A 24893-nucleotide genomic window follows, 5' to 3' on the forward strand; every position below is an offset into this window, starting at 1 on the left:
TCTATTCGTAGGTCGGTCTTTTTATATGTTTTTAATAAACTATTATCATCATCCAATCAGATTTGTTAATCGATTGTAAAATTTGTGTTACAATATGATACAAATCTATGTAAAAAAAGGAATTTTCTCATGTCTAAATACATATATATCGTTCTTTGGTCCTCCCTCATTCTTATGGGATGGACATTCAAAAACAGTTACTTTTCACATCAAATAATAGGAGAAGCTCATACGGGGCTTATTTTTCTAGGGGCGGTTGCGCTAACGTTCGTATTAGTTAGCTTCCAAGTGATGTCTGGAAAAGTGCGATATGCGTTTCTAGCATTCTCACTTTATTTGCTCGTTTCGTTCTTACTCTATGGCGATGTGCTATATGAGCGTTACTATTCAAGCCTATTATCACTGGAGCTACTAAACCAGGCGGGCCAAACAGCGGAAGTTGGGGACTCTATCATCACCCTCATCGAACGCAGTGATATCGTTTACCTCGTGGACGTTGTTGTATTACTCCCTTTATTGATCATGATGGCTGTAAAACGACAAGCGGTGAAAAATCGTTTGATAGGTTCTAGCTTTCTAGTCGTTGGAATCATTCTATTAACGGTGATTTCAACCTTCTCGATCGAAAGTCAGTACAGTGATCAATATAAGGTGGCGAAAGCAGGGATTCTGCCGGCTCATTTACATGCGAGCACGATTTATTTTAATGAAAATAAGGTCGCACCTGCGATGGGGCAAGGCGAATCGATTAAAGAGCTCGAAGCGATCAATCAGTACTTTTCTGAAAATCAGAGCGGAAAATCCCCTTATTTTGGCGTAGCCGAAGGGAAGAACGTCGTCGTTGTTCAAGGGGAGTCCATGAATAACTTTGTGATCGGTATGGAAGTAGAGGGGGAAGAAATTACCCCTAACTTGAATGATCTTGTCGAAAAAAGCTTCTATTACAATCAATTCTACACACAGATCGGAAAGGGGAACACATCAGACGCGGAGTTCATTGTGAACAACTCCTTGTTTCCCGCGGAACGAGAAAGTGGATACACGGCTTATGAATCGGGAGTTTTTCGTTCATTACCGATCGTTCTTGGAGAGGAAGGCTATCAGACTAGCGTAGCTCACGGAAATGATCCTGAATTCTGGAATCGAAAGGCTGCCTATCCAGCTCAAGGGTTCGATCAATTCTATAATGCGACATCTGAAACAATCGATAGCAGCGAAACTCTTGGAATGGGTATTTCTGATGAGAGCATGTACAGTCAGCTCGTCGACATCTACGAGCAACAAGCAGAACATGGACCATTTTATAATTTCTTCATCACCTTAAGCCAGCATAGACCGTTTAAATTACCAGAAGAAAAGAAATACCTCGATTTACCTGAACGTTTTCAGGATACAGCTGTAGGAGACTACCTTCAGAGCACGAAGTATGCGGATGAAACGCTAGGGACTTTTATCGATGAAATGAAAGAAAGAGGTCTTTGGGAAGATACGTTATTCGTATTCTACGGTGATCATTATGGGCTATTGCCTGAAAAGAAAAAGGAATTAGATGAACTAATCGGAGTAACGTTCGATCGTAAAGAAATGTACCACGTCCCACTCATGATTCATTATCCTGGTCAAGAAGAAGGCGAAGTGAACAATGTCATCGGAGGTATGGTGGATATTAAGCCGACAATCACTAGCTTACTAGGGTTAGAGGATTCCATCTATCATGTTGGTACGGACCTCACAACGAAAGAAAAAGGTTTTGTCGGATTTCGACACGGCTTCCCAACATATACCTTCTTCGGTGAAACCTACTCGTTCGACATGTCGCCAACAGGAGAGTTCACGAAAGGAACATGTTCGAGAACTGAGAGCGGTGAAACGGTAGACGTCGAGAATTGCCGTGAAGGATATGAGCGAATCAAAAAGCGAATCGAGATATCGGATAAAGTTTTAGAAAATAACCTTCTCGAAAGGTTAATAAAGTTACGTGAAGAATCACTATAAAGAGCACCTTTTTAGGTGCTTTTTTGATGGAGAAATTTATCGAAAAAAAGAGATAGTAATTATTTGGAATCTCGTATATAATCCTCTTAGCAATAAGAAATGGAAGGTGAAGCTGCCGGGAAATAGGCGTTATCTTATTTCGTTAAATCTCCAAAAAACATTATATTCGGGGGAATGAAAGCATTGAAGAAAGTATTGAGTCTAATGTCGTCCGTTATCGTGGCTGCAAGTTTGTTAGCAAGCCCAGCTGCTTCTGCTGCTACAAATGATCATCCAGATTTAGAAAGCGTAAAGAAACTTATGAAAGAAAGAAGTCTTGATGAAACTGTCGAACTACAAGGGTACAATGAGTTCGGTGATTATGAAGAGGAAGAGCCAAATAATAGCTTCGATCAAGCAAACGCGATCGAGCTTGATAACTATGTAATAGGAACGTTTGCTGATCAAGATAAAGACTACTATAAAATCGAAATTACCGGAGATGAAGAAGTAGACTTCATTATCTCTCTCTTTTCAACTGAAGAAGAAGGCACAGAGATGGAGCTTAACGTAAATCTTTATAATGAAGATAAGCAAAAGCTTGAAGGGGATTTTGACGTTTCTGATGAGTATGGCTACCTAGCTGGTATTACACTAGACCCAGGTGTCTATTATCTTGAGGCATCAGATCTTGCTAACCTTACTACTGGAGAAGAATATCTCTTAAATGCGTTTGTCTATGCCCCAGAACCATACATCCAGCGTATAAATGGGAAAGATCGTTACCATACGGCTGCAAAAATAGCGATTCGCTCTCACGGTAGCTATTCGACAGAGAACGTAGTACTTGCGACAGGAAGTGATTTTCCTGATGCGCTAGCGGCGGCTCCACTCGCATACTCATTGGATGCACCGATCTTATTAACAGGAAAGAACTCACTACCGAAATATACTGAAACAGCTATGGATTTGCTAGATACGACTCATGTCACGATTGTCGGCGGTAGTGGAGTTGTTTCGAAAGAGGTCGAGCGCTATCTTGAAGAAGAATTAGGACTCGAAGTCGATCGAATTTCAGGAAAAGACCGCTATGATACGGCTGCGAAGATCGCAAATGAACTCCCATTCGCAACTGGCACAGCTGTCGTTGCAGATGGCACGAACTTCCCTGATGCTTTATCCATGGCCCCTGTAGCTGCTCAAAACATGATGCCGATTTTATTAACACAAAAGGATAGCATCCCTTCAGCAACGAGTAAGGCGCTTCGGAATTATGATAGTAGCATCGTTGTTGGTGGAACAGGAGTCATCAGCAATACGGTTTTTGAAAAACTACCTGATCCAGATCGAATTTCAGGAAAAGACCGCTATGGCACATCTGTTGCGATTGCAGAAGAATTTGAGCTAGACCGAGAATTCGTTAACCTTGCAACGGGTAGAAGCTTCGCAGATGCCTTATCAGGATCAGTGTATGCAGCAACGATGAACGAGCCAATGTTACTCACTCCTAAAGAAGAGCTTGATCCGAAGGTGAAACAGTTCTTCGTCGACAACGATACATTCTACTTTAGAGTGCTTGGTGGAACAGGCGCTGTAGGTGTAGGTGTGGAAGAAGATATTTGGAGTGTTTTTGAATAATAGGTAAGATGAATAATCGTTTAATAGAAAACGAGTATCCTAAATGGGTGCTCGTTTTTTTGGTGTGCATCGAATTATGCCTCTAGTTATATTTTTTTACTATGCGGGAGCAAAAACGAGGATTTGGAGTGTTGTTGCTTTAATACTGGTTGAACCCTTCTGAAAATATTACAAAAATTACTTTTGTTACGTTTACATTACAAAAAGGGTGTAGTATAGTGGGTGAAGAGTTAATTACTGGAATATTATTAAGCCTTGAAAGGAATGAATCTATTGAAGAAAATCATTAGTATTTTATTCTCGCTTCTGTTGGTAGCTAGTATACTAGCGTGCCCGGTTGCGAACGCTGCCAATAGCGATGGTTTTGAAAAGATGCAAGCACAGAAAGCTAGTAAACAAGGTTCAAATGAAGTAATTCAGGAGCAAGAACCGAATGATTCGTTTGAAAATGCGAATGCGATTGAGTTAGAAGAACATTATAAAGGAACTTTTACAAAGGACGATAAAGATTACTATAAAGTAACGATTACTGGTGAAAAGCCAGTTAATTATTCACTAGAACTGTTTAAAGAAGATTATTCAGTGAAGGATATGGATTTTGATATTACAATCTATGATTCTAGTGAGAAGGTAGTAGAACCTTACAGGTCAGATAAAAATGATGCTTATTTTTATGGATTATATAAACTAAAACCGGGTGTTTATTATATAGAAGCATCGGATTTAGCTAATTTGGACAATGGCGAAGAATACATTCTTTCTCAGGGACTCGTAGTTCATGAAATACCTTATATCGATCGAGCAAAAGGAAAGGACCGTTATGAAACAGCTGCCTTTATCGCTTATCTGCAAACGCTAGAAGGTGGCGGAAAACCAGATAACGTTGTTCTTACAACAGGTGCTAATTATGCTGATGCTCTAGCTGGCGCGCCACTTGCATATCACCTTGAAGCCCCTATTCTATTAACAATGAAAGATAAACTTCCGAACGCTACGGAGGGAGAATTAAACTTCCTAGAAGCTAAAAAAGTTACGATCGTTGGAGGAACAGGCGTCGTTTCTACTGATGTTGAAGATTACTTAAAAGAAGAGCTTGGTCTAGAAGTCAATCGAATCTCAGGAAAAGATCGTTATGAAACGGCAGCTGCAGTAGCTGCTGAACTTCCAGAGACAGACACTGCGGTTGTCGCTTATGGAAAGAACTTTCCGGATGCCCTATCAGTTGCATCTGAGGCAGCTCGAAATGGGATGCCAATCTTGTTAACAGACACAAATCATGTGCCAGAAGCTACGAAGAAAGCACTACAAAACTATGAGAAAAGTTATGTAGTAGGTGGAACGGGTGTTATCAGCGAGAACGTATTCAAAAATGAATTGCCTGAACCAACACGTCTTTCAGGAAACGATCGTTACGCTACTTCTGTAGCGATTGCAAACGAATTTCAGAATGATAAAAACTTTGCAGTCGTTGCAACTGGAGAAGGCTTTGCAGATGCGTTGACTGGATCTTTGTTAGCAGCTAATTTCACCAATCCGCTACTATTAACACCGAAAGATAAACTAGATCCTTCTGTAGCAACTTACTTTAAGAACCATGAAACACGCTATTACACGATTCTTGGTGGTGAGGGAGCCGTTTCTGAAGATGTAGAGATGGATATCTGGAATTTATTGAATTAATAATGTGTGGGGTCTGGAACGGGTCAGACCCCACCAACAAACAATTAAACAGGAGGGAGCACGAATCTAGTGAAAAAAACGATCGGAATCTTTTCTTCAGTCATTATGGCAACGAGTCTACTAGCAGGACCAGTCGTACAGGCGGAGGGGAATCTGCCAAACGACAAAAATGAATTTACTTACATAGACGAAGTGGAGCTCAATGACACGTTTAGTAGTGCGAATCAAACGCTATCAAACGAAGTTATTATTCATGGGACCTTTTCTGAAAGTGATAAAGACTATTACAAGTTGGAAGTTACTGGTGAAGGGTATCGAGATTTAAGTATATTCATTGGCCAATTAGATGGAAAAAGAACTGAAATGAAAATGGATATTGCTCTTTATAACAGTGACAAGGAGGAAATTCATCCTTATCAATCTGTTGAGGCTTCTGATGGACAATTTATAATTAAGCCAGGTACCTATTATGTTAAAGCGCAAGACCTTACGAATATTAACAATGGGGAAAGATATGATTTATTGGCTTATGTTACAGAAGTACCCGAAGGATCTCTTTTTATAAGAGAAGGATCTGATCGGTATGAAACTGCTGCCAGAATTGCGATGCAATCTAGAGCAAATGGTTATGCGGAAAACATTGTCCTTGCATCGGGTGAAGACTTCCCAGATGCACTTTCGGGTGCCCCTTTAGCCTATCATCTTGATGCGGAACTTCTACTAACTCAAAAAGACAAACTCCCTAAATCAACTGAACAAGCATTAAAAGATTTTAAAACAAAGAATGTAACCATTATTGGGGGCACAGGGGCAATTTCAGAAGAGGTTGAAAACTACCTTGAGACGAAACTTGATATTAACGTTGATCGTATTTCAGGAAAAGACCGCTATGCTACAGCGGCGGCGGTAGCAGCTGAGCTTCCTCAGTCAGATAAGGCAGTGGTTGCTTATGGAAAGAACTTCCCTGATGCTCTTTCTATTTCACCTTACGCAGCGAAAAATAAGATGCCCATTCTTTTGACGGAAACGAACAGCGTACCTGAAGCAACAGAAGAAGCACTTAAGAGCTATAAAGAAACAATTGCTGTTGGAGGTACTGGTGTAATCAGTGAAGATGTCCTTGAAGATCTGCCAACTGCAGAGCGTCTTTCAGGAAAAAATCGATACAGTACTTCTGTAGCAATCACAGAATACTTTGATTGGGAAAGACCTGCAGCTAACATAGCAACTGGAGCAGGATACGCGGATGCACTTTCAGGTTCTTTGTTCTCTGCTAAATTAGGAGCACCGCTGCTACTGACTACTAAAAATCACTTAGATCCATCAACGAAAGAATATTTGGAGAATAACCATAAATACAAATATAATCTTCTTGGTGGAGAAGGAGCAATTTCGAGTAGCGTTTACGACGACGTCATCGATTTAATTATTGCGAAAAAATAATTGATGACATTGAGAATCAGACAATCGTCTGGTTCTCTTAATGCGTATGAAACATATACGGTATGATCTAGGGGGATATTATTGTGACGAAATCTGTAAAGAAGAATCTATTCCTACTATTAACGATTGCACTCGTGATAATAGTAGGAATAGTTATATTCAATCAATCAAAAAGTGATGAAACAAGCGTTACTTCCGATGAATCAACAACTTCTGAGGAACTAACACATAGAGCAGAAATAAATGAAGACTATGGTTTTCGAATCGATTCATATGAAATGGAAGAACTACCAGCTGAGAAGGTTCCTTACATTGGGGGAGCGGTACCGTTAGAAATTGATGAACCAACTGATGAGAACGGTATTGTGATGTATAAGCAAGGGGAAGAGCTGTACTATCATCCCTTGAAAATTGGTAGATATGCCAAATCATTTTTAATTAGTTACGAAGAGAAAAATGATGAAGCGTATCTCGAAAAAGCAATCTTACATGGAGACAAGCTTTTAGAAATGGCTGAAGAGCATAATGGTGGTCTCTATTTTCCTTATAATAATAATTTTGATCTCCATGGATTTGGTGAAGACGTTATGAAAGGTCCTTGGTTTTCAGCTATGACGCAAGGTCAAAACCTTTCTACTTTTACAAGGTTGTATGACTATACCGGTGAAGAAAAATACCTTGAAGCGGCCCATGAAACGTTCCAGAGCTTGAAAAACGTAAAACGTGAGAATGATGTCTGGGTTTCTTTAATCGATGAAGACGGTTATTTATGGATGGAAGAATTTCCTCGGGAAGAACCAACTCATGCATTGAATGGATTTTTATTTGCGATCTTTGGTGTGTATGACTATTACTTAATGGAAGAAGATGAGGAAGTAAAGCGTTATTTGGAAGGAGCAATCACGACTGTGAAACATTACCTGCCTGAATACAGGGTAGAGGGTGAGATCAGTTATTATTGCCGCGACCATCATGTGCAAAGTGACCGTTATCATATGATTCATATCGGTCAACTTAATAACTTGTCTAGAATTACGGGGGATCCTTTCTTTAAAAACGAAGGGTCGAAATTTAAGGATGACTTTGAGTTAACAGAGGAAGCTTAAGGTTTCTTACATGTGAAAATGTTTATAGTAAATAAGAGAGAGCTGGACTTTTGTCTAGTTCTCTTTTTTTATTATGTTAATGAATGGCATGTAAGGGTATTAGTACTAAGTGAGACTGAAATTGTTACATAAACTATTACCCGAGAGGAATGAACATGTTGAATAAAACGATAGGGATCATCTCTGCTTTACTTGCTGGAAGTCTAATCATTAGTCCATCCGTTCTTGCTACTACAGGTTCTAACGTTGAAAAGGAAAGCGCCACCATTGAGCCGTTAACGAGTGGGGAATATTCGATCTACAACGAAAAGGAACCGAACGATTCGTTTAAAGAAGCGAATCAAACGATTCAGAAGACAAAGGATTATATGAGAGGGACGCTAACTGATAAAGATAAGGACCTTTTTAAACTGAAAGTCAGTGAATCTAGTGAAGTCGAACTTTCAATCTATCAGACAGATGGTGAAGTGTCAGAGATGGATTTACATACGAATGTATATGATTCCAATATGAAAGAAATCAAACCTAGTCATGAGTCGAATGAAATCAGCTTCAGTGCTGTGTATTCTCTAGCTCCAGGTACGTATTACATAGAAGCTACTGATCGTGAGAACCTTAATAATGGGAAAGAGTACGAGTTACATGCTTCAGTCTATGATGAAGTTGAGCCTTATATTGATCGAATCGCTGGGGAAGATCGATATGACACAGCGGTCCAAATAGCAATGCATGAGCGAATCGATGGGAAAGCAAAGAATGTGGTACTAGCTACTGGCGACGACTTCCCTGATGCACTCGCGGGTGCGCCTCTTGCTCATCATTTGGAGGCACCGATTCTTTTAACAGAAGGTGACAAACTCACTACCGTTACGGAGAAAGCTTTCGAGATTCTACAAACAGAACATGTTACGATCGTTGGTGGAACAGGTGTGATTTCTGAGGAAGTTGAACAGTACATCGAAACTGAGTTAGACATCGAAGTTGAGCGAATCTCAGGAAAGAATCGCTATGACACAGCGGCCGCTATCGCTGAAGAAATGCCCGCATCGGAGTCTGCTGTTGTGGCATATGGAAAGGGCTTTCCAGACGCGCTATCGATAGCGCCAGTGGCTGCACAGTTATCGATGCCGATCTTATTGACTGAAAGGGATAACGTACCTAATGCCACAAGTGAAGCACTATCGAATTATGAAAGCACATTTGCAGTCGGTGGAACAGGAGTTATAGGAGACGACGTACTTGGGGAATTGCCAAAAGCGGAACGCTTAGCAGGAAGTGACCGATATGAAACTTCCGTTGCCATTGCCGAATACTTTGGACGAGATTCACAGTCTCTTAACTTAGCAACAGGTACGAGTTACGCCGATGCACTGACAGGATCAGTTCTAGCAGCGAAATTCAGTGAGCCGATGGTTCTAACACAGAAGAGTCACCTTGCTTCGACAACTGCGGATTATATCAAGAAGAATGATAAATATAACTTCACCATATTCGGTGGAACAGGGGTTGTCGAGAAGAGTGTAGAAGAAGAGATTATGGAATTGTATTGATGTGGGGGTCTGGATGGGGCCAGGCCCCATCCAGGCACCACCGCGTGACAATTTACAAAGGAGGAGCTAGTCATGATGCAAATTGCAGGTAAATCCTTAGAGTTATGGAAAACAGAATATCCTCTACTAAATGACCTTATTCAATATAATGAAGTTCTTTGGAGCAATCCTAGCAAGGGGTTATCGCCCTCCGGGCTTGATTTAACACTAGAAGACATCAAGGAAGCGGAAGCTCGTTTCAAACGGTTTGAGCCTTATTTCAAAAAGATTTTCCCTGAAACAGATGGGGTCATCGAATCTCCGTTATCAGAAATAGGTGAGATGAAAAAGTCTCTTGAACAGGAATACAGTGCAACTATAAACGGTGATTTGCTACTGAAACAAGATGATCGCCTTCCAATCGCAGGGAGTATTAAAGCGAGAGGTGGCTTTCATGAAGTCATCAAGCACGCAGAGGACCTCGCACTCGGACACAATATCTTATCAAAAGACGATGATTATGGAATCCTAGCTGACAAAAAGTATAAGGAGTTTTTCTCTGCCTTTTCCATCATGGTTGGATCCACCGGCAACCTAGGTTTAAGTATCGGAATTCTTTCTGCAAAACTTGGATTTAACGTTACGGTACATATGTCGAGTGATGCGAAGCAGTGGAAGAAGGATTTATTACGAGAAAAGGGTGCAACAGTTGTTGAGCATCAAGGTGATTTTAGCGTAGCGGTAGATGCAGGGCGTTCGCAGTGTGAAGAAAAGCTTACTTGCTATTATATCGATGATGAGAACTCGAAGGATCTATTCATGGGGTATGCAGTAGCGGCTCTCCGTTTGAAGAAGCAGCTAGATGAACTGAACGTACAGGTTAATGAAGAAAATCCTCTCACAGTTTATCTTCCATGTGGTGTAGGAGGTGGCCCGGGTGGCATTGCTTTTGGACTCAATCAAGTATTTGGTCACAACGTTCATTGTTATTTCGCTGAGCCGACGCACTCACCCTCGATGCTAATTGGTCTTATGACGGACCAACACGATAAGGTATGTGTTCAGGATTTCGGAATCGATAACTTAACTGCTGCAGATGGACTTGCAGTGGGGAGACCATCGAAGTATGTAGGACAGCGTGTAAAGACATATATCGATGGCGTGTATACGATCGACGATGAGCGGCTGTACCGTCTACTGCATCTGCTGTATGACGCAGAGGGGATCAAGCTTGAGCCATCTGCGCTCGCTGGCATGATTGGACCGGTTCATGTTGCAAAACAGGCTGAAGGTGGAAGCGGGACTCATGTTGTGTGGGCAACGGGTGGTAGGCTGGTTCCTGAAGATGTGTGGAAAGCGGATTATGAGAAAGGGAAATTGTAAGAGAGTGGGGTCAGGATGGGGCCAGGCCCCATCCTGACCCCGCAGTGAAACAATTCACCTCCTTCAAACGTACATATTAGTAAGAAGAAAGGGTTACTCGAAGGAGGAGAAACAATAGTGGAGCTGTTATTTGAAATCCTCGCAAACTTAGGTGGGTTATTTGGTTTAGGTGGAGGAAACATACCAGATGAGGAGAGGATAGAAGAAAACATCGTAGCGCTCATGGCGTTTTCATGGTTCACTGATCTCATGAAACACCCAGAGGGAAAGCCACTCATCATTAAAAATGAATCCGTGCGTTATGTGATCGGCAAGATGCGCGTCAAAAAGATGAAAAAGTCACCAATGTATGAAGACAGAATGGCACGAAAGTTGAAGAAAATGATGAATAAGCAGCTTGCAGTTAAATAAGGTTTTTTGCATACTAGCCGTCAAGCATAGGGGGAGCACTATGAATTTTTATATCGCATCTAGCTTTCAAAACAAGGCGCAGGTTCAAGAGCTACGTGATCTGCTTAAGGACGAAGGCTTCTTGCATACATATGATTGGACATTGAATGAGAGAGCGGCAACGTTTGCGGACCTCGAAAGAATAGGGAGTGCCGAGCTCGATGCAGTAAAGAAATCCGATTTTCTCATCGTTCTCCTACCTGGAGGAAAGGGGACGCATATTGAGATGGGAATTGCGCTAGGCCTTGATATTCCCGTTTATCTTTATTCTGAGGAGGAGATCACAGATCCTGTGACTTCAAGCTCTTTCTACCATACGAGCGGTGTGACAGTTTGCACAGGTACGATAACTGACCTTTTGGATACGATTGTTCAGGAGAAAAAACATGCCGGTATCCAATAAGCTCGTCAGAGATCGAATCCCTCAAATCATTGCTAAAAACGGACAAAACTATGAAGCTGTAACATTATCAACTGAAGAGTTTAAGGTAGAGCTTCGTAGAAAACTCCTTGAAGAAGTGGATGAATACTTTGAAGCAAGCACTGACGAGGACGCTATATATGAGCTTAGCGATATTATTGAAGTAGTACGATCATTGGCAGGAATGCATGGTAAGTCATATGAGGATCTAGAAGAAACCAGAGAAGAAAAAGAGAAAGAACGAGGAGCCTTTGCGGAAAGAGTGTTTCTTAAGAGTGTGGAAGGGTGAATTGTTAATAAGGGGGGTCAGGCATATGCCTGACCCCCCTTATTAACAATATTAAGAAAGTAAGTTAAGATTATACAAGGTTTACAATTTGGGGGGGATATAGTTATGGGGTGTTTATTTGTTTTAGCGATGGTCCTAGCATTTATGGTTATCGTCTGGGCATTTTCTGTTTCACCAATTCTTGGATTGTTATTACTTGGTGGTGTTGGGGTAGCTATTCACTTGAGTAACAAAAGAGAGCGGGAGAAGAAGGAAGAAGAAGTAAATCATAGACAGCATAATTTGTGGGAGGTACAAAGTAAACTGAAGGATTATTCTTTTTCTCAGAAGCATATTTCAAGTAATATGGATTCATCGATTATGATTGATGAAGAAGCTAAGAAACTTTGTATTATTCAGGACCAATTAAGCAAGGAACGTGTTTATGATTATAAAGATATATTAGCATCCGAAATTATTGAAGATGGTGTTACAGTAAATAAGACTTCAAGGAGTTCGCAAATTGGCGGAGCTATATTGGGAGGAATTGTTGCTGGAGGAACAGGAGCGATAATTGGTGGTTTATCAGGTGAAAGTACTACTGAGGAAGAAGTGAACAGGATTGACTTAAAAGTGATTGTTAATGATACCAAGCAACCAGTGAAGTTCATTAGCTTTTTACTTGATGAATCTGATGATCCTATGACGAATAAACCATTTGGGATTAAAAAAAGTGATTCTAGATATAAGGATGCGTTTAAAGAAGTCACTCACTGGCATAGTTTAATAAGCGTACTAATTCGACAAGCAGATCAGCATGATAAAGTACATAAAGAAGAAAGTTCTAATTCGGTGGCTGATGAAATCAAAAAATTATCAGATTTGTTCAATGAAGGGATCTTAACAGAAGAAGAATATACGCAACAAAAAATGAAGATATTAAAGTAGCTTCATTAGGGGGGCAGGCACACACCTGTCCCCCTTTTTTTCTTTTGCACCATTTCCTAGGCACTCATCATATACTGTTCTATCTTGCTTCTAAATAAAGGGAGAGAAACGTAAATGTACAACGTCTATCGAACACTCGTCGAGGACATCGCGACAGCCATCAACGGGGAATATAGCGCCATTCAGTGTTACGAAAAACTCGCTCAACTTGCACCTAATGAAAAGGCACGAAAACAGATTCTAGAGATTCGTAATGATGAAATCAAACATTATCAAGCTTTTACAGCAATCTATACACAGCTTACCGGTCAACAGCCATCACCACAGTTAATCGAGGAATGTCAGTCTTCCTATGTCCCTGGACTGAAGTATTCAATCGAAGATGAACAAAAGGCGGTTGACTTTTACCTCGATATCGCTGATCAAACACAGGATCCATATATTAAGGAAACGTTCAAACGAGCAGCGGCAGATGAACAGAACCATGCCGTGTGGTTTTTGTATTTATTAACAAGGGGTCAGGCGTAAGCCTGACCCCAAGTAAGAAAAATTCTATTCTAAATTAGCATGCTTCCCGTACATCTTATCCGAATCTAGCCCTTTCTTCTCCATGAACCTCAAAATGATTGCATCATAGAAAAGGAGTAAGGTTTGTTCGAATAAAGACCCCATCGGCTGAATCGTTTCGTGATCGCCGGATTGGTCCTTCGGAGATCCCGGCAACGTTACGATAATGTCTGCTAAACTACCGATCGTTGAATCTGGATTAATGGTAACTGCAGCGATCTTTCCACCTATATCAGCAGCTTTATTAGCGATGGAAACGAGTTGTTTGGTTTCGCCAGAACCTGATCCGATGATGATGAGATCACCCTCTTCAAAGGTAGGTGTAACCGTTTCGCCTACAACGTAAGCATCGATTCCCATGTGCATCATGCGCATCGCAAAGGACTTCGCCATAAAACCAGAACGTCCACCGCCTGCTACGAAAACTTTATTTGCATCTAGTATTTCGTTCGCAAGCTGTTCAGCTTCTTCATCAGAAATACGATTAGCTGAACGATTTAGCTCATCGATGATTTCAGCTAAATAGTGAGTCGTTTGCATACGATTATCCTTTAATAAGCTTTTGCATTTTAGATGCAACGGCTTTTTTATCGTCTTCACCAGTAATACCGCCACCAACAATGACGAGGTCTGGTTGTACGTTAACCACTTCTTCAAGTGAATCTAGCTTGATTCCGCCAGCGATTGCTGTCTTTGCATTCTTTACGACACCTTTGATTGTTTCAAGATCTTCGAAAGAGTTCTGGCCTTTCGCTTGTAGATCATAGCCAGTATGAACGCAAATATAATCAACGCCAAGCGCGTCTACTTCTTTCGCGCGAGTAGCGAGGTCTTTCACTGCCATCATGTCGACAAGGATTTGCTTGCCTTGTTTCTTCGCTTCCTCAACTGCACCTTTGATGGATTCATCTTCAGCAGCGCCAAGAATCGTAATGATATCAGCGTTTGATTCAGATGCCTTCATTACTTCATAGCCTGCCGCGTCCATAATTTTAAGGTCAGCAAGAACTTCAAGGTCAGGGAATGCGGCTTTCATTTCTTTGACAGATCGAAGACCCTCATTGATGACGATCGGTGTGCCGATTTCAACAACATCGATATATTCTTGAACTTCTTTCACGAGTTCAATACCTTCTTCTGTGTTTACCAAATCTAATGCTAGCTGTAATTTCATCTTCTTTCACTCCCGATCCTATATTTTCTCTCTTTAGTTCTACACCATCTGTTTTTTGGTGTAGTGGCAAGTATACTCCCTACTTCAGAAATATGTAAGTACGCACATTAAACTTACATAGTGTCAAAAAGTATACCGTCAGTTATAATAGGGGTTCTCGGAGGTGAAGTGAATGTCTAGAACCCAAGATAAAACATTCAACTGTGAAAAAGAATTAACGCTCTCTGTTATCGGAGGCAAATGGAAGATGCTTATTCTCTGGCATTTAGGTAAAGAAGGAACGAAACGATTTGGCGAATTAAAGTCTCTTATGCCTGGTATCACCCAGCGCATGTTAGTGACCCAATTAAGAGAACTAGAAGATGACCAAATCGTAAATCGAAAAGTCTATCCCGTTGTACCTCCGAAAGTAGAGTATTTCCTAACCGCGCAAGGTGAAACACTGATGCCAATTCTCGACTCCATGTATGAATGGGGAAAGAATTATAATAAGAATATCGCTCAGAATGTTTCGTTGAATGAGGAATCTGTATAAGAGAGGGGTCAGGCGTAAGCCTGACCCCCGCTATTGACTATTTCCAATATGAGCATACAATATAAGGTAGCTCATTACGGAGGTGCACCATGCAAGAGGGTAAGAAAAATATTTTAACGCTACAGGGATTCTATTTACTCGCCTTTTTCGGGGTAGGTAGCTTATTCCCATTACTAAGCGTTTACTTAAAACAAGTTGAGAATCTGAACGGTTCCGAGATCGGAATGATCATGTCGCTCGGGCCGATCATCATGATCTTCTTTCAACCAATCTGGGGGATGGTGTGCGACTACACGCAGTCACCTACTAGAGTACTAACATTAACGGCACTATTAACTGGTATCGCCGGTATGGGGTACCTTGTTTTTGATGGTTTTTACTGGTTTATCGTAATTGCGATTATCGTTGCGATCTTCCAAAGTGCGATTATTCCAGTGTCCGACAGCATCACCCTGAAGTACACGAGTAAGGTGAACTATAACTATGGAAACATTCGATTGTTTGGTTCATTAGGCTTTGGGCTTGCGGTGTTCATCATGGGGAAACTATCAGAATCAGTTTTTGGTCCAGGTGTTATCTTTTATGCGTTCCTGATCGCCCTCTCACTGGCGGCCATTCTCGCGTGGCGTGCGCCAAGTGAGCGCCAAACGAAGAAAGTCGATTTACGAGGCGGAATGAAAAAGTTACTCGTCTATCGAAAATTCCTTCTGTTTCTCATCGTGACATTCATGATCTTCGGTCCGAACTTATCAAATAATACATACTTTGGATTGTTTGTAGAGGATAGCGGAGGTTCCTACGCAGGAATTGGACTAGCGTTTATGCTGGCGGTACTACTAGAAATTCCGTTCATGCGACTTTCAGGAAAGTGGATTCAACAATATGGTTTACTCGCAGTTGTGCTGTTCGCAGGAATCGCATCATTGCTAAGATGGGTCCTTTATTTCTTTGAACCAAGCTTAACGGTTATCTACGCAACCACAATTATTCAAGGGTTCTCACTAGGCTTGTTTATTCCAGCTGGACTTCAGTACATCAAGGAGATTGCGCCGATTAACATGGAAGCAACGGCAGTGACACTCTATGCTGCAGTTGGGAATGGGATCGGAAACTGGTTCTGCACGTTTGTAGGAGGATACCTGTATGAGTTCTTTAATATTTTTGCAGTGTACTTATTCTTTGGAGTGCTTGCATTCATAGGTGTCTTATTGACTGCTGTTCTATTAAAATCAGAACGGTCCTATTCTCAGCTACACGCGGTGAATTCGAATTAATAGGTTTGGAGGTATCTGATGAACATTGAAAAACAACTTTTCGACGAAGCGGTGAACTTAATAGAAAAAAGATATCCAACAGGCTGGGGTGGGGCAGCGGCTATGCACACAAGTCATGGTCAGATCCTAACAAGCATCTCTCCCGAAATCATCAACGCGTCAACAGAATTATGTATTGAAACGGGTGCGATCTTGGAAGCTCATAAACTAGAAACAAAGATTACACATACGATTTGTGTTGTACGAGAGGATGAGCATTCACCGTACGTCATTCTTACTCCGTGTGGCATATGCCAGGAGCGGCTTTTTTATTGGGGAAGTGACGTGAAGACAGCAGTCTACAACTCGGAAGGACGCCTCGACTATAAGACGTTGAAGGAGATTCAGCCGTATCATTGGTATGAAGCTTATGATGAATAAATTGTTAAGAGCTGGGGTCAGGCACGTGCCTGACCCCAGCCTCTTTCATCTTTTTCCTCTAATCATCCAACGTTCTTTTCCTATACATTAAGATGACACAAACTCCGCTCAGAATCGCCCAGCCAGCAATGATAGCGATGGGTCCCAAGAGGTCGACCATTCCTTTTCCATTCTCAACGAAAGCTGCTAACTCAAGCAGTTGAACGTTTGGCATATATTCCAGAAGTGCTAAAGCCGAATATTTCTCAGCAAATGATTGAAGGACTGAGCCAAAGCCGAAAATGAACATAACAGGCAACACCATAACAGAAGCTTCCATCACGGATTTTGATATCAACCCAATGAACGTACCTAGCGCAATATAAAATACCGTAGATAGAAGGATGGCAAGACCAATTACAAAGACATTCGAAGGTTCATACCCAGTAAGGAAAGTGCACACAATTATCGTCGCAATCGTGAAAAGAAAGGTAAGCGTACTTTTACCACCTAGAATTTCTGTTAGCGTCGCTGGTGATAACATGAGTCCTCTTAACGTATTCTTCTCCTTCTCTTCAGCGATCAAGGCACTCTGGATAAAGACGGCTACAGCTGCGAAAGTGAGATTGATCACGGTATAGTGAGCTTCAAGCGAATGTAGTCCAGACGTACCGTAGAAAACAGCCAATATTATTGGAACGAGTAAGGTTGTGATCACAAATAAATTCTTGGTTAGATCTTTCACATCTTTTTGAAAGATCGCATACGCGCGTTTCATCGAAAAAGTCATATTAATTCTCTCCCCGTTACGTCGACGAATATGTCGCCTAATGTAGGTTCATTTGAATAAATTGAGGCTACTTGGCTGCTCGTCATATACTCATGCATTCTCACAGCATCTTCAGGTCCATTCTTCATGACAACCCTCCTCCCATCGTTTAATTCAACCGTTATAGAAGAATCGGAGAACTGCCTTCTGATCTTCTTTGGCTCATCGAGTAATTGAATCTTTCCTTTATGAAGAAACGCCACGCGATCGCAAAGGTGTTCTGCCTCACTCATATCGTGAGTGGTCAAGAAGATCGTTGTTCCTTCATTGTTAAGTTCGCGCAATCCATTATAGATATGTCGTGAGTTAGCAGGGTCTAGTGCTGAGGTCGGCTCATCTAAGAAAAGAAGATCCGGTTTATGTAAAAGCGCTCTAGCTAGAATAACGCGTTGCAGCATCCCTTTTGATAGGCGAGAAACAATTTTCTTCTGCTCATCGATTAAATTCACAACTTCTAACACGTCATGTATCCGCGAGAAAGGAGCGTCATAAAGCTTGCAGTACAACTTAAGATTGTCATAGATCGATAATCGGTTATACAACCCACTATTATCCGTTAAGATTCCAATTCTTCGATGAGCGCCCTCCTTTGTTAATCGGTGAGAGGGAATCCCAAACACAGTTGCGACACCATCTGTAGGTGAAAGTTGATCCGTTAATATTTTTATCGTCGTTGTTTTTCCAGAACCACTTGGTCCGAGAAAACCAAAGATTTCTTTTTTTCTTACTGAAAAATCTACGTCATCCAATGCGACCTGGTTACCGAATGCTTTCATTAATGACCGTACTTCAATGATATTTTCCAACATGAACCCTCCTCGTTGTTTGTAACCTAAGGTTATCGGAACAACGATCTGGGGGCATTAAAATCCCGTCATACGGAGGCTGAAAAAGTCGGATGGAGTATGAGTAAGGGTGAATGGCGTACTTTTTTAGCTGAGTGGAGTACGTTAAATGCCGATGATTTCTTTCAGAGTAGCCATTTTATTCTTAGACAATGGAAGTTCTGATGAATCTTCAAGAATAAGTCCATACGCATTTCTTGTCCAAGTAATAATCTCTGTTACTTTTTGCAAGTTAACGAGATACGATCGATGGCATCGAAAGTAACCATAGGAAGCTAACTTTTCTTCATACTCTGTTAATGTGAAATACCCCTGGTATTCCTCACCCCTCACATGAATGGTCACATCGCCTCCTGAGCTTTCTATATAATTGATGTCACATGGGTCAAACAAATAGATTTTCTTTTCTACTCTTGCAGGGATTTTATTGAACGTGAAAGAGGATGAAATGGGCTCGTTCGACTCTTCAGGTTCTTCATCCTCAGTGTCAGCAGAGGTAGGCTGTTCACTTTCAATTTGTAACGAGTGCAAACCTTTTTCATTCAATCGATAAGCTGTGTCTGCTAGTGTTATCGCACTTTCACTATTGCCTGTAAGGATTAAAATACCTTTCTGCCGTTCTTGTAGATGTTTGACGATCTTTAGAAACACCCTTTTCGTTTCCATGTCGACACTTTGATCAGGCTCTTCAAAGACGAACAACAACGGATCTTGAAAAATGATTCTAGCAAATTGGATCCTCCTTATTTCCGAGTAAGAGAGTTTCTTCACTTTCTCATTCTTCTTCCCTTCAAGCTGCACAAGGTGAAGCACCTCATCAACAATCAGGTCCGATCCAAATAGCCCTTTATAAAATTTAACGTTATCGAGCACACTTAGTCGTTCATAAACCCCTCCCTTTAAGAATGAAACACCTATGTCTAGGTTGGGCTTTGTAACATCCTTTCCATCCAAGCGAACCGTTCCCTGGAAAATAGGGACGCTACCTGTTAACACATGAAGTAATTCGTTGATAATATTCATCGGGGAATGAAGCGAAACAGCCTGTCCCTTTTCGATAACCAAATCAAACTTTGAGAAAACAACCTCATTTTTTATCTGCTTTTCAAAATTCTTTATTGTTAACACCTTTAAAACTCCCTCTATAGAGTAGGGCGGTCCCTACTTAAATAAGTGCATCCTAGACTGTACAACTTTTATTTTATTTCAATTTTGTAATTATTTCATCTATTTACAGGAAAAGTAACGAAAAATAAAAGAGGGGGTCAGGCACGTGCCTGACCCCCACCTCTATCAATTCCGCAATTCAAAACTCTCTGAGTTCACGGTATAACTCGCCTTGCTAGCTTTCTCCTTCTTTCTTTTCCTCTTATACGTATGATCCGTCTTCAGTCCATAGACAATCGCGTTGACTGCAAGTATCGTCAGCGCAAATGCAGTAACTGGCGCGAAAATCATCCATGGGAAGGAGTAGACATACTGAAAGTTCTGCGCGATCAAGCCCGCCCATTCATTCGAGATCGTAAAGGCTGCTGTCGTCGCTTCTCCTGTGTCGATGTCATATTCAAGAATTCTCAAATCAGTTCCACCTATGAATACGTTTAATAATCCGAGGTGGGCAAAGACGATCAGCACTTGTCCGACTTGCTGAATGAAAATAATCAGTAGCTTTGGGTTCAAGAAGGGAGCCATATGCGCTCGGAAGATATGGAAGTGACTACCGCCCATTATTTTCGCACTATCGATGAACTCCTTCTGCGCGATGAGGTCGAGTTCTTTCTGTATGTAAAGCGATAGGACAGGTACACTGATGAGAACAAGCACAAACATCGGAAAGAAAATTTTCGTAGGCGTGCTGTAACTCCAGCTGAACGTCATCACAACAGGTGCGATCAACACATACGTGAAAATCGTAACGGGTGCATAGTGAAACGTATCTGCGAGACCTGCGAGAAATTTACGAAAAGAAGCGGGTAAGAGAAACAGCAAATATCCTCCTATGAATGAAAGAACCATTCTCCCTAACGCTACTAGAATCGACAATCCAATCGTAAACTTCGCTCCTTCAAGTAATTTCAGCATAAAGTTGTTTCCATCGATATCACTGCCTAGTGGATAGTGTGCTGATGGTGGAAAGGGTGCTAATGCAACTATGTCACCGTTACGATCATATAGCATCTTCTCCGGCTGAGGAGGTTCGACAAGAGCACTGTACAAAATGCTTCCACCTAATAAAAGGGCTATGAACAAGAAGCCTCCAGCTACCATAGGTCGTTTGAAAACCGCTAACCTTTTCATCATAATCCCCCCATCACATTAAATCGTTTCTCTAAAAACCATTGCGTAATCGCAAAAAAGAGAAACGATGGCAGGAAGATCATAAACAGTCCCATCGTAACGATTTCGTTATTAAGCACACCATTTTCAAAAATGAACGTCATAAATCCGTTGAGTTCAAAGATCACTTCAAGCATCACTAGATTTGCTAACGCAAAAAGAAAAATCCCTTTGAAATGATTAAACAGCGTGAAGATTGAATTTCTGAAAATATGTATCAGTAGAATACGGTTCCGATTCAATCCTTTCCCTCTAGCTAGTTCAACATAAAGAAGCTTTTCTTCATCTTCAAACGATAAGAGCAAATACTTGTAGATATAGAGAGCAGGAAGGAGGGAGAGGACGAGTACTGGCAACAGGATTGCTCGTTCATCAAATGCATTCCCGATATTGAATAATAGAATCTCCGTCTTTTTATAAATCCAAATAATCGTGATTTGCGTAAGAAGAATGATGAAGATATCCGGTAATGATTCCATAACAAATAGAAAAGCTTTCGGAATTCCCCTTCTATGCTTGGGCAATTGCATCGTCAGAATGGTTAGGAGAATGGCGAGTCCAAGGGCTACGATTAAGGAAACGATCAAATATTGCATCGATTGAATATAGGCGTCCCAAAACTCAGGAAAAAGGGGGTGTTCACTGCCCCTCGCATAATACTGAGTCGTATTTCCGGAAAAAATAATACCGACCGTGTCGACGATGTTGCCGAAATAAGCATCAACGTTCATTACGATATTATCTGATAGAAAGAGTGTGTTATTGAGCTCCTTTCGTTCGATCATTTTGAGTACTTCCAGCTGTGATTTCATATTAAATAATAGATAGGGCAGTGAACCGATTAGAAAAATCCCTATCGATGTGAGTAGAAATTGCAAAGCATTTTTTGTGAAAAAAGAACGTGCCATGAAGACCCTCCTCTACTGTGCGATTGAGCCAGCTTCTTTCTTTGGAACGAAGTGCAATACATTGTCGAGCTCATTCATGCCGCCACTAGCAGCAACTTTACCGTGCGGATCGATGATGAAGATGGTTGGAACTTTACTTATGTAGTAGGTTTCAAAAACCTCTGGAGCAACTATATAAGAAGTATTAGCGATAGAAGGACAGAATTCCTTCCCTGATTTTCCCTGTTTAACAATGAGAAGGTTCGTCTCATATTGTTCTGCAAGGTGTGGAACATTGCTAATTAATGTAGAGGGGGTGGGACATGTTGTACTGCTGAAGATCATAATCGTGTGCTTTCCTTTTAAATCATTCATAGAAATAGGGCGATTATGCTGATCGTTAGAGTGAAAAAGTGGTGCCGGTTCGCCGATTTGTAGTGACTTTTCCTCTACAACGCTACCGTTCTTTCTTAATCGATTGAGAACATGGATAACCTGCTTTAAGAAATAAAATAAAACAGCGATTAGTAAAAAAAGAAAGATCCACAATTCCATATGAGAAAACAGCTCCCAATTAGTATTCATTTCGTTATCCACTTTTACGCTAGCAATCTCCTAAAATGCCTCTTCAACGTAACCAGTTGACGCTGAAGATATGAGCAGAATTCGATCAGCTAGATGTGCTGTAACGGTTCGGTTTAAAATATAGATCGTCGTAATATCTTTTGTAATATCTCTATTGAAAATATTCTGTGCCTACTTATGTTCTCGATTGTATAAGAATGATTAAGGACATGTTTTGGAGGTTGTGAAGTGACTATAGGTGAGAGGAGGTAGTTAATCTATCGTTTTCTACGTTATTCATTTGAAAATATAACTGGAGGCATATTAAGTGGTTGGGTAATACGGACTATCAAAAAAGTGGGTTAAAGGGAATAAAAGGGGATTTAGATATTACTTTATTCGCTGGTATTAGGTTAGATTCTGATATCGAGTTCTTGCCATATAATCTCATAATCGCGCTACTACTAGATTCACATATACTTGGAGTAATAGGCTTTTCAGCTTATCAAGCTGTAGTGTACGGCATTTCTTATAAAGAAATCATAGTCTTCCAAAAGGAAAGGGCAGGGACATATCATTATCTCTAAATAATTAAATTTACCTATTTTTCGTTTTAAGGGTAAAAAAATGAGGATCTCTTTCCGATAAAAAAAGTGAAGTGGGATATAGGTCAATTTACGACAGGAAATATAAAGATTTTTAAAATCTAGCTGGATTATAGGAATATTTTATACTTTAAGGAAAATATTTCTTAAGTTAACCTACACATTTATACATAATATGCTAAACTATATCTTGTGAATAAACCGACCTTGTAATGAACTCACTTAAGATCACAAAAAATTTCGGAAAAAGAGGGATGTAATGAACGGTGCTTGGATGACTCCGGAAGAGATTGCATGGAAAAAGAAACGTAATAAACACATAGGTTATGCTTTGATACCTTTATTTTCAATTCTTGTAGGCGCTCTCATAAGCCTACTAGCAAGCTAAAAGACCATCTGACCTTCTCAGATGGTCTTTTGTTATCGTAAGATATAGTAATTGACGAGTTGCAAAACGAGTTTTGCCCAACCAAACAATGAAATCCAGAGTGGAATGCTTAACGAAATACCCCATATTATTCCTAAAGCAAAATTCCCTTCCTGGTAGTCTTCCAATCCTTCATCTCCCTTTTAACTTGCTTGCTACTTCAAGAGTAAGGTAACAGTAGATTTCTATTCTTCTAATAACAGTCTATCCAGAATAAATGCCTATATCCTCCCTTGATTAAAATAAATAACAACGTGTTTGCTTTTCTTACAGGAGGGTATGTACTTCGTAGGAGATGAAAAGGGATTCTCACAAACTCGTTCGTTATATAAAACATTTTATAGGTAATATGAATCAACTTTTGGACTATTCTATTAGTCTCAAGGGGCAATCTCCTTATTTAAGTGGAAATTATTTGAAGCTGGTGCTATAATCAAAAAATAGTTTACGAGAATGCGGAGGTAAGGCGTTTTATGGAAAGAAAAGAGGAAGGGAATCTAATGTGGACGGAGCTACAGGCATTTGTTCAAGAAGTCGAAAAAGAGCAAAAGCAAGCAGAATCTGCTGGGCCGTACATAGAGCAAATTAGAGGTATCCTTGCAAAGTATATGCCTGGTGATCAAGCCAAACTGAATACGGACTAAAAAAGAAGGTGCTTTTGAATTCTATCAAAAGCACCTTCTTTTTTGTATTTAACTGATTCCGAGATGATCTTTCAATTTCTGTGTGATCATCTGCTTTTCCTGATCTGGAACGATATAATACCAGAGGTTATCGATCATTTGTCCGTGACCACTGATTTCAAATGTGTTCATATTCTTACGCGCACTACGGTAATTCTGGAAGATGTTATTCATTTCTTCAAATGTCATGTTCGTCTTCACGTTACTACCAACAGCATCGAGTAAAGTACCTACTTTATTAATACTACCCACGCTCGCGCCCTCATCAATAATCGCTTTGATAACTTCGCGTTGACGGTCGTTACGTCCAAGGTCCCCTTTAGGATCTTCATAACGCATACGTGAGAAAGCAAGAGCTTCCTTCGCGTTCAAATCGAGTTCACCTTTAGGGAAGCTATACCCTTCATAATTAAATGAAAGAGGGTTATCGACGGTTACGCCGCCGAGAGCAGAAACGACATCCTTGAATGCTTCCATGTTTACTTTAAAGTAATAGTCGATTGGTACGTCGAGGAAATTTTCAACCGTGTCCATCGTCATTTCAACGCCGCCGTAGGCGTAGGCATGGTTCATTTTCTCAACTGTTCCGCGGCCTACAATTTCTGTTCGTGTATCACGTGGCAAGTTGAACATATACATCGATTCATCGTTAGGGTTAAGAGTCATCATAATCATCGTATCAGAACGGCCCTGGTCATTCGCTCGCTCATCTACCCCTACGAGCAGAATGGAGATGGGGTCTTTTTCTTTCATATTGACGTCTTCGGAACGTTTTGCGGAGGTCTCACGGTCAATCGGCTCATGCATTGTGCTCGCTGTATCCTTTACAGATGAAAACAAGTAGTAAGCATATCCTCCAACAGAGATGAGAAGAACTCCCATAATAATACCGGTAATCAGTAAGAACTTTTTCATAGATACATTCCA

27 protein-coding genes are annotated in these 24893 nt (G+C 40.8%); 17 read left to right on the top strand and 10 right to left on the bottom strand.

The annotated features are described in order from the left end of the window. The first annotated feature begins 129 nt into the window (after positions 1–129). The 12 genes from SJY16_RS02385 to SJY16_RS02440 all read left to right on the top strand — a co-directional run bounded on the left by SJY16_RS02385 (position 130) and on the right by SJY16_RS02440 (position 13368). Positions 130–1995 (top strand): LTA synthase family protein, encoded by a 1866-nt coding sequence (locus SJY16_RS02385; protein ID WP_377887465.1) that lies wholly within the window; start codon positions 130–132, stop codon positions 1993–1995. Positions 1996–2178: 183 nt separating this feature from the next. Then, entirely contained in the window at positions 2179–3612 is a 1434-nt protein-coding gene (locus tag SJY16_RS02390; RefSeq protein WP_377887466.1) for a cell wall-binding repeat-containing protein, read from the top strand. A 273-nt stretch (positions 3613–3885) separates the two neighbouring features. Further along, the gene (locus SJY16_RS02395; RefSeq protein WP_377887467.1) at positions 3886–5292 is read left to right on the top strand and encodes a cell wall-binding repeat-containing protein; all 1407 of its coding nucleotides are present in this window, start codon (positions 3886–3888) and stop codon (positions 5290–5292) included. A 69-nt stretch (positions 5293–5361) separates the two neighbouring features. Continuing rightward, entirely contained in the window at positions 5362–6735 is a 1374-nt protein-coding gene (locus tag SJY16_RS02400; protein ID WP_377887468.1) for a cell wall-binding repeat-containing protein, read from the top strand. Between the two features lie 83 nt (positions 6736–6818). Continuing rightward, entirely contained in the window at positions 6819–7841 is a 1023-nt protein-coding gene (locus tag SJY16_RS02405; RefSeq protein WP_377887469.1) for a D-glucuronyl C5-epimerase family protein, read from the top strand. Positions 7842–7996: 155 nt separating this feature from the next. Further along, entirely contained in the window at positions 7997–9391 is a 1395-nt protein-coding gene (locus SJY16_RS02410) for a cell wall-binding repeat-containing protein (RefSeq protein WP_377887470.1), read from the top strand. Positions 9392–9463: 72 nt separating this feature from the next. After that, positions 9464–10753 carry a D-serine ammonia-lyase gene (locus tag SJY16_RS02415; protein WP_377887471.1) on the top strand — a complete coding sequence of 430 codons (1290 nt, stop codon included), beginning with the start codon at positions 9464–9466 and terminating at the stop codon, positions 10751–10753. Positions 10754–10870: 117 nt separating this feature from the next. Further along, a complete protein-coding gene (locus SJY16_RS02420; protein WP_377887472.1) occupies positions 10871–11164 on the top strand; it encodes a hypothetical protein in 294 nt (97 codons plus the stop codon). Positions 11165–11204: 40 nt separating this feature from the next. Further along, positions 11205–11606 (top strand): nucleoside 2-deoxyribosyltransferase, encoded by a 402-nt coding sequence (locus SJY16_RS02425; protein WP_377887473.1) that lies wholly within the window; start codon positions 11205–11207, stop codon positions 11604–11606. Beyond that, complete coding sequence (locus tag SJY16_RS02430) at positions 11590–11913, top strand: phosphoribosyl-ATP pyrophosphohydrolase (RefSeq protein WP_377887474.1); 324 nt, start codon at positions 11590–11592, stop codon at positions 11911–11913. The genes SJY16_RS02425 and SJY16_RS02430 overlap by 17 nt, the downstream gene beginning before the upstream one ends. A gap of 105 nt (positions 11914–12018) precedes the next feature. Further along, on the top strand, positions 12019–12840 hold the full coding sequence (locus SJY16_RS02435) for an SHOCT domain-containing protein (RefSeq protein ID WP_377887475.1): 822 nt from the start codon (positions 12019–12021) through the stop codon (positions 12838–12840). A gap of 114 nt (positions 12841–12954) precedes the next feature. Then, complete coding sequence (locus SJY16_RS02440; RefSeq protein ID WP_377887476.1) at positions 12955–13368, top strand: ferritin family protein; 414 nt, start codon at positions 12955–12957, stop codon at positions 13366–13368. A 24-nt stretch (positions 13369–13392) separates the two neighbouring features. On the opposite strand, the gene hxlB is transcribed toward SJY16_RS02440, so the two are convergent. Together hxlB and hxlA are read right to left on the bottom strand one after the other, a co-directional pair. Further along, a complete protein-coding gene (gene hxlB, locus SJY16_RS02445; RefSeq protein WP_377887477.1) occupies positions 13393–13947 on the bottom strand; it encodes a 6-phospho-3-hexuloisomerase in 555 nt (184 codons plus the stop codon). Between the two features lie 4 nt (positions 13948–13951). Next, entirely contained in the window at positions 13952–14581 is a 630-nt protein-coding gene (gene hxlA, locus SJY16_RS02450; protein ID WP_377887478.1) for a 3-hexulose-6-phosphate synthase, read from the bottom strand. A gap of 172 nt (positions 14582–14753) precedes the next feature. Between hxlA and hxlR the strand changes: the two genes are divergently transcribed. The 3 genes from hxlR (at position 14754) to SJY16_RS02465 (ending at position 16810) form a co-directional block, all read left to right on the top strand. After that, a complete protein-coding gene (hxlR, locus tag SJY16_RS02455; RefSeq protein ID WP_377887479.1) occupies positions 14754–15116 on the top strand; it encodes a transcriptional activator HxlR in 363 nt (120 codons plus the stop codon). A gap of 89 nt (positions 15117–15205) precedes the next feature. Continuing rightward, positions 15206–16390 (top strand): MFS transporter, encoded by a 1185-nt coding sequence (locus SJY16_RS02460; RefSeq protein ID WP_377887480.1) that lies wholly within the window; start codon positions 15206–15208, stop codon positions 16388–16390. 18 nt (positions 16391–16408) lie between these two features. Next, complete coding sequence (locus SJY16_RS02465; RefSeq protein WP_377887481.1) at positions 16409–16810, top strand: cytidine deaminase; 402 nt, start codon at positions 16409–16411, stop codon at positions 16808–16810. A 58-nt stretch (positions 16811–16868) separates the two neighbouring features. Here the strand turns inward: SJY16_RS02465 and SJY16_RS02470 are convergent, their stop codons facing one another. The 6 genes from SJY16_RS02470 to SJY16_RS02495 form a co-directional block, all read right to left on the bottom strand. Continuing rightward, complete coding sequence (locus SJY16_RS02470; protein WP_377887482.1) at positions 16869–17579, bottom strand: ABC transporter permease; 711 nt, start codon at positions 17577–17579, stop codon at positions 16869–16871. Beyond that, on the bottom strand, positions 17576–18424 hold the full coding sequence (locus tag SJY16_RS02475; RefSeq protein ID WP_377892029.1) for an ABC transporter ATP-binding protein: 849 nt from the start codon (positions 18422–18424) through the stop codon (positions 17576–17578). Before SJY16_RS02475 ends, SJY16_RS02470 begins: the two co-directional genes overlap by 4 nt. Before the next feature lie 144 nt (positions 18425–18568). After that, on the bottom strand, positions 18569–19591 hold the full coding sequence (locus tag SJY16_RS02480) for a LytTR family transcriptional regulator DNA-binding domain-containing protein (RefSeq protein ID WP_377887483.1): 1023 nt from the start codon (positions 19589–19591) through the stop codon (positions 18569–18571). 165 nt (positions 19592–19756) lie between these two features. Continuing rightward, positions 19757–20764, bottom strand: coding sequence for a hypothetical protein (locus SJY16_RS02485; RefSeq protein ID WP_377887484.1), 1008 nt, complete (start codon positions 20762–20764; stop codon positions 19757–19759). Next, positions 20761–21708 (bottom strand): ABC transporter permease subunit, encoded by a 948-nt coding sequence (locus SJY16_RS02490; protein WP_377887485.1) that lies wholly within the window; start codon positions 21706–21708, stop codon positions 20761–20763. The genes SJY16_RS02485 and SJY16_RS02490 overlap by 4 nt, the downstream gene beginning before the upstream one ends. Positions 21709–21720: 12 nt before the next feature. Next, the gene (locus tag SJY16_RS02495) at positions 21721–22272 is read right to left on the bottom strand and encodes a thioredoxin domain-containing protein (RefSeq protein ID WP_377887486.1); all 552 of its coding nucleotides are present in this window, start codon (positions 22270–22272) and stop codon (positions 21721–21723) included. A 311-nt stretch (positions 22273–22583) separates the two neighbouring features. Between SJY16_RS02495 and SJY16_RS02500 the strand changes: the two genes are divergently transcribed. Further along, a complete protein-coding gene (locus SJY16_RS02500) occupies positions 22584–22838 on the top strand; it encodes a hypothetical protein (RefSeq protein ID WP_377887487.1) in 255 nt (84 codons plus the stop codon). A 438-nt stretch (positions 22839–23276) separates the two neighbouring features. Here SJY16_RS02500 and SJY16_RS02505 read toward each other — a convergent pair whose 3' ends face one another. After that, on the bottom strand, positions 23277–23411 hold the full coding sequence (locus SJY16_RS02505; RefSeq protein WP_377887488.1) for a hypothetical protein: 135 nt from the start codon (positions 23409–23411) through the stop codon (positions 23277–23279). 345 nt (positions 23412–23756) lie between these two features. Here SJY16_RS02505 and SJY16_RS02510 point away from each other — a divergent pair, with 345 nt between their 5' ends. Next, positions 23757–23927, top strand: a complete 171-nt coding sequence (locus SJY16_RS02510; RefSeq protein WP_377887489.1) for a hypothetical protein — start codon at positions 23757–23759, stop codon at positions 23925–23927. A 48-nt stretch (positions 23928–23975) separates the two neighbouring features. Here SJY16_RS02510 and SJY16_RS02515 read toward each other — a convergent pair whose 3' ends face one another. Beyond that, the gene (locus SJY16_RS02515; RefSeq protein WP_377887490.1) at positions 23976–24881 is read right to left on the bottom strand and encodes an LCP family glycopolymer transferase; all 906 of its coding nucleotides are present in this window, start codon (positions 24879–24881) and stop codon (positions 23976–23978) included. Between the last annotated feature and the right edge of the window lie 12 nt (positions 24882–24893).

Origin of the sequence: Alkalihalobacillus sp. R86527, assembly GCF_042466185.1 — a bacterium.
Taxonomy (GTDB): Bacteria; Bacillota; Bacilli; order Bacillales; family Guptibacillaceae; genus Guptibacillus.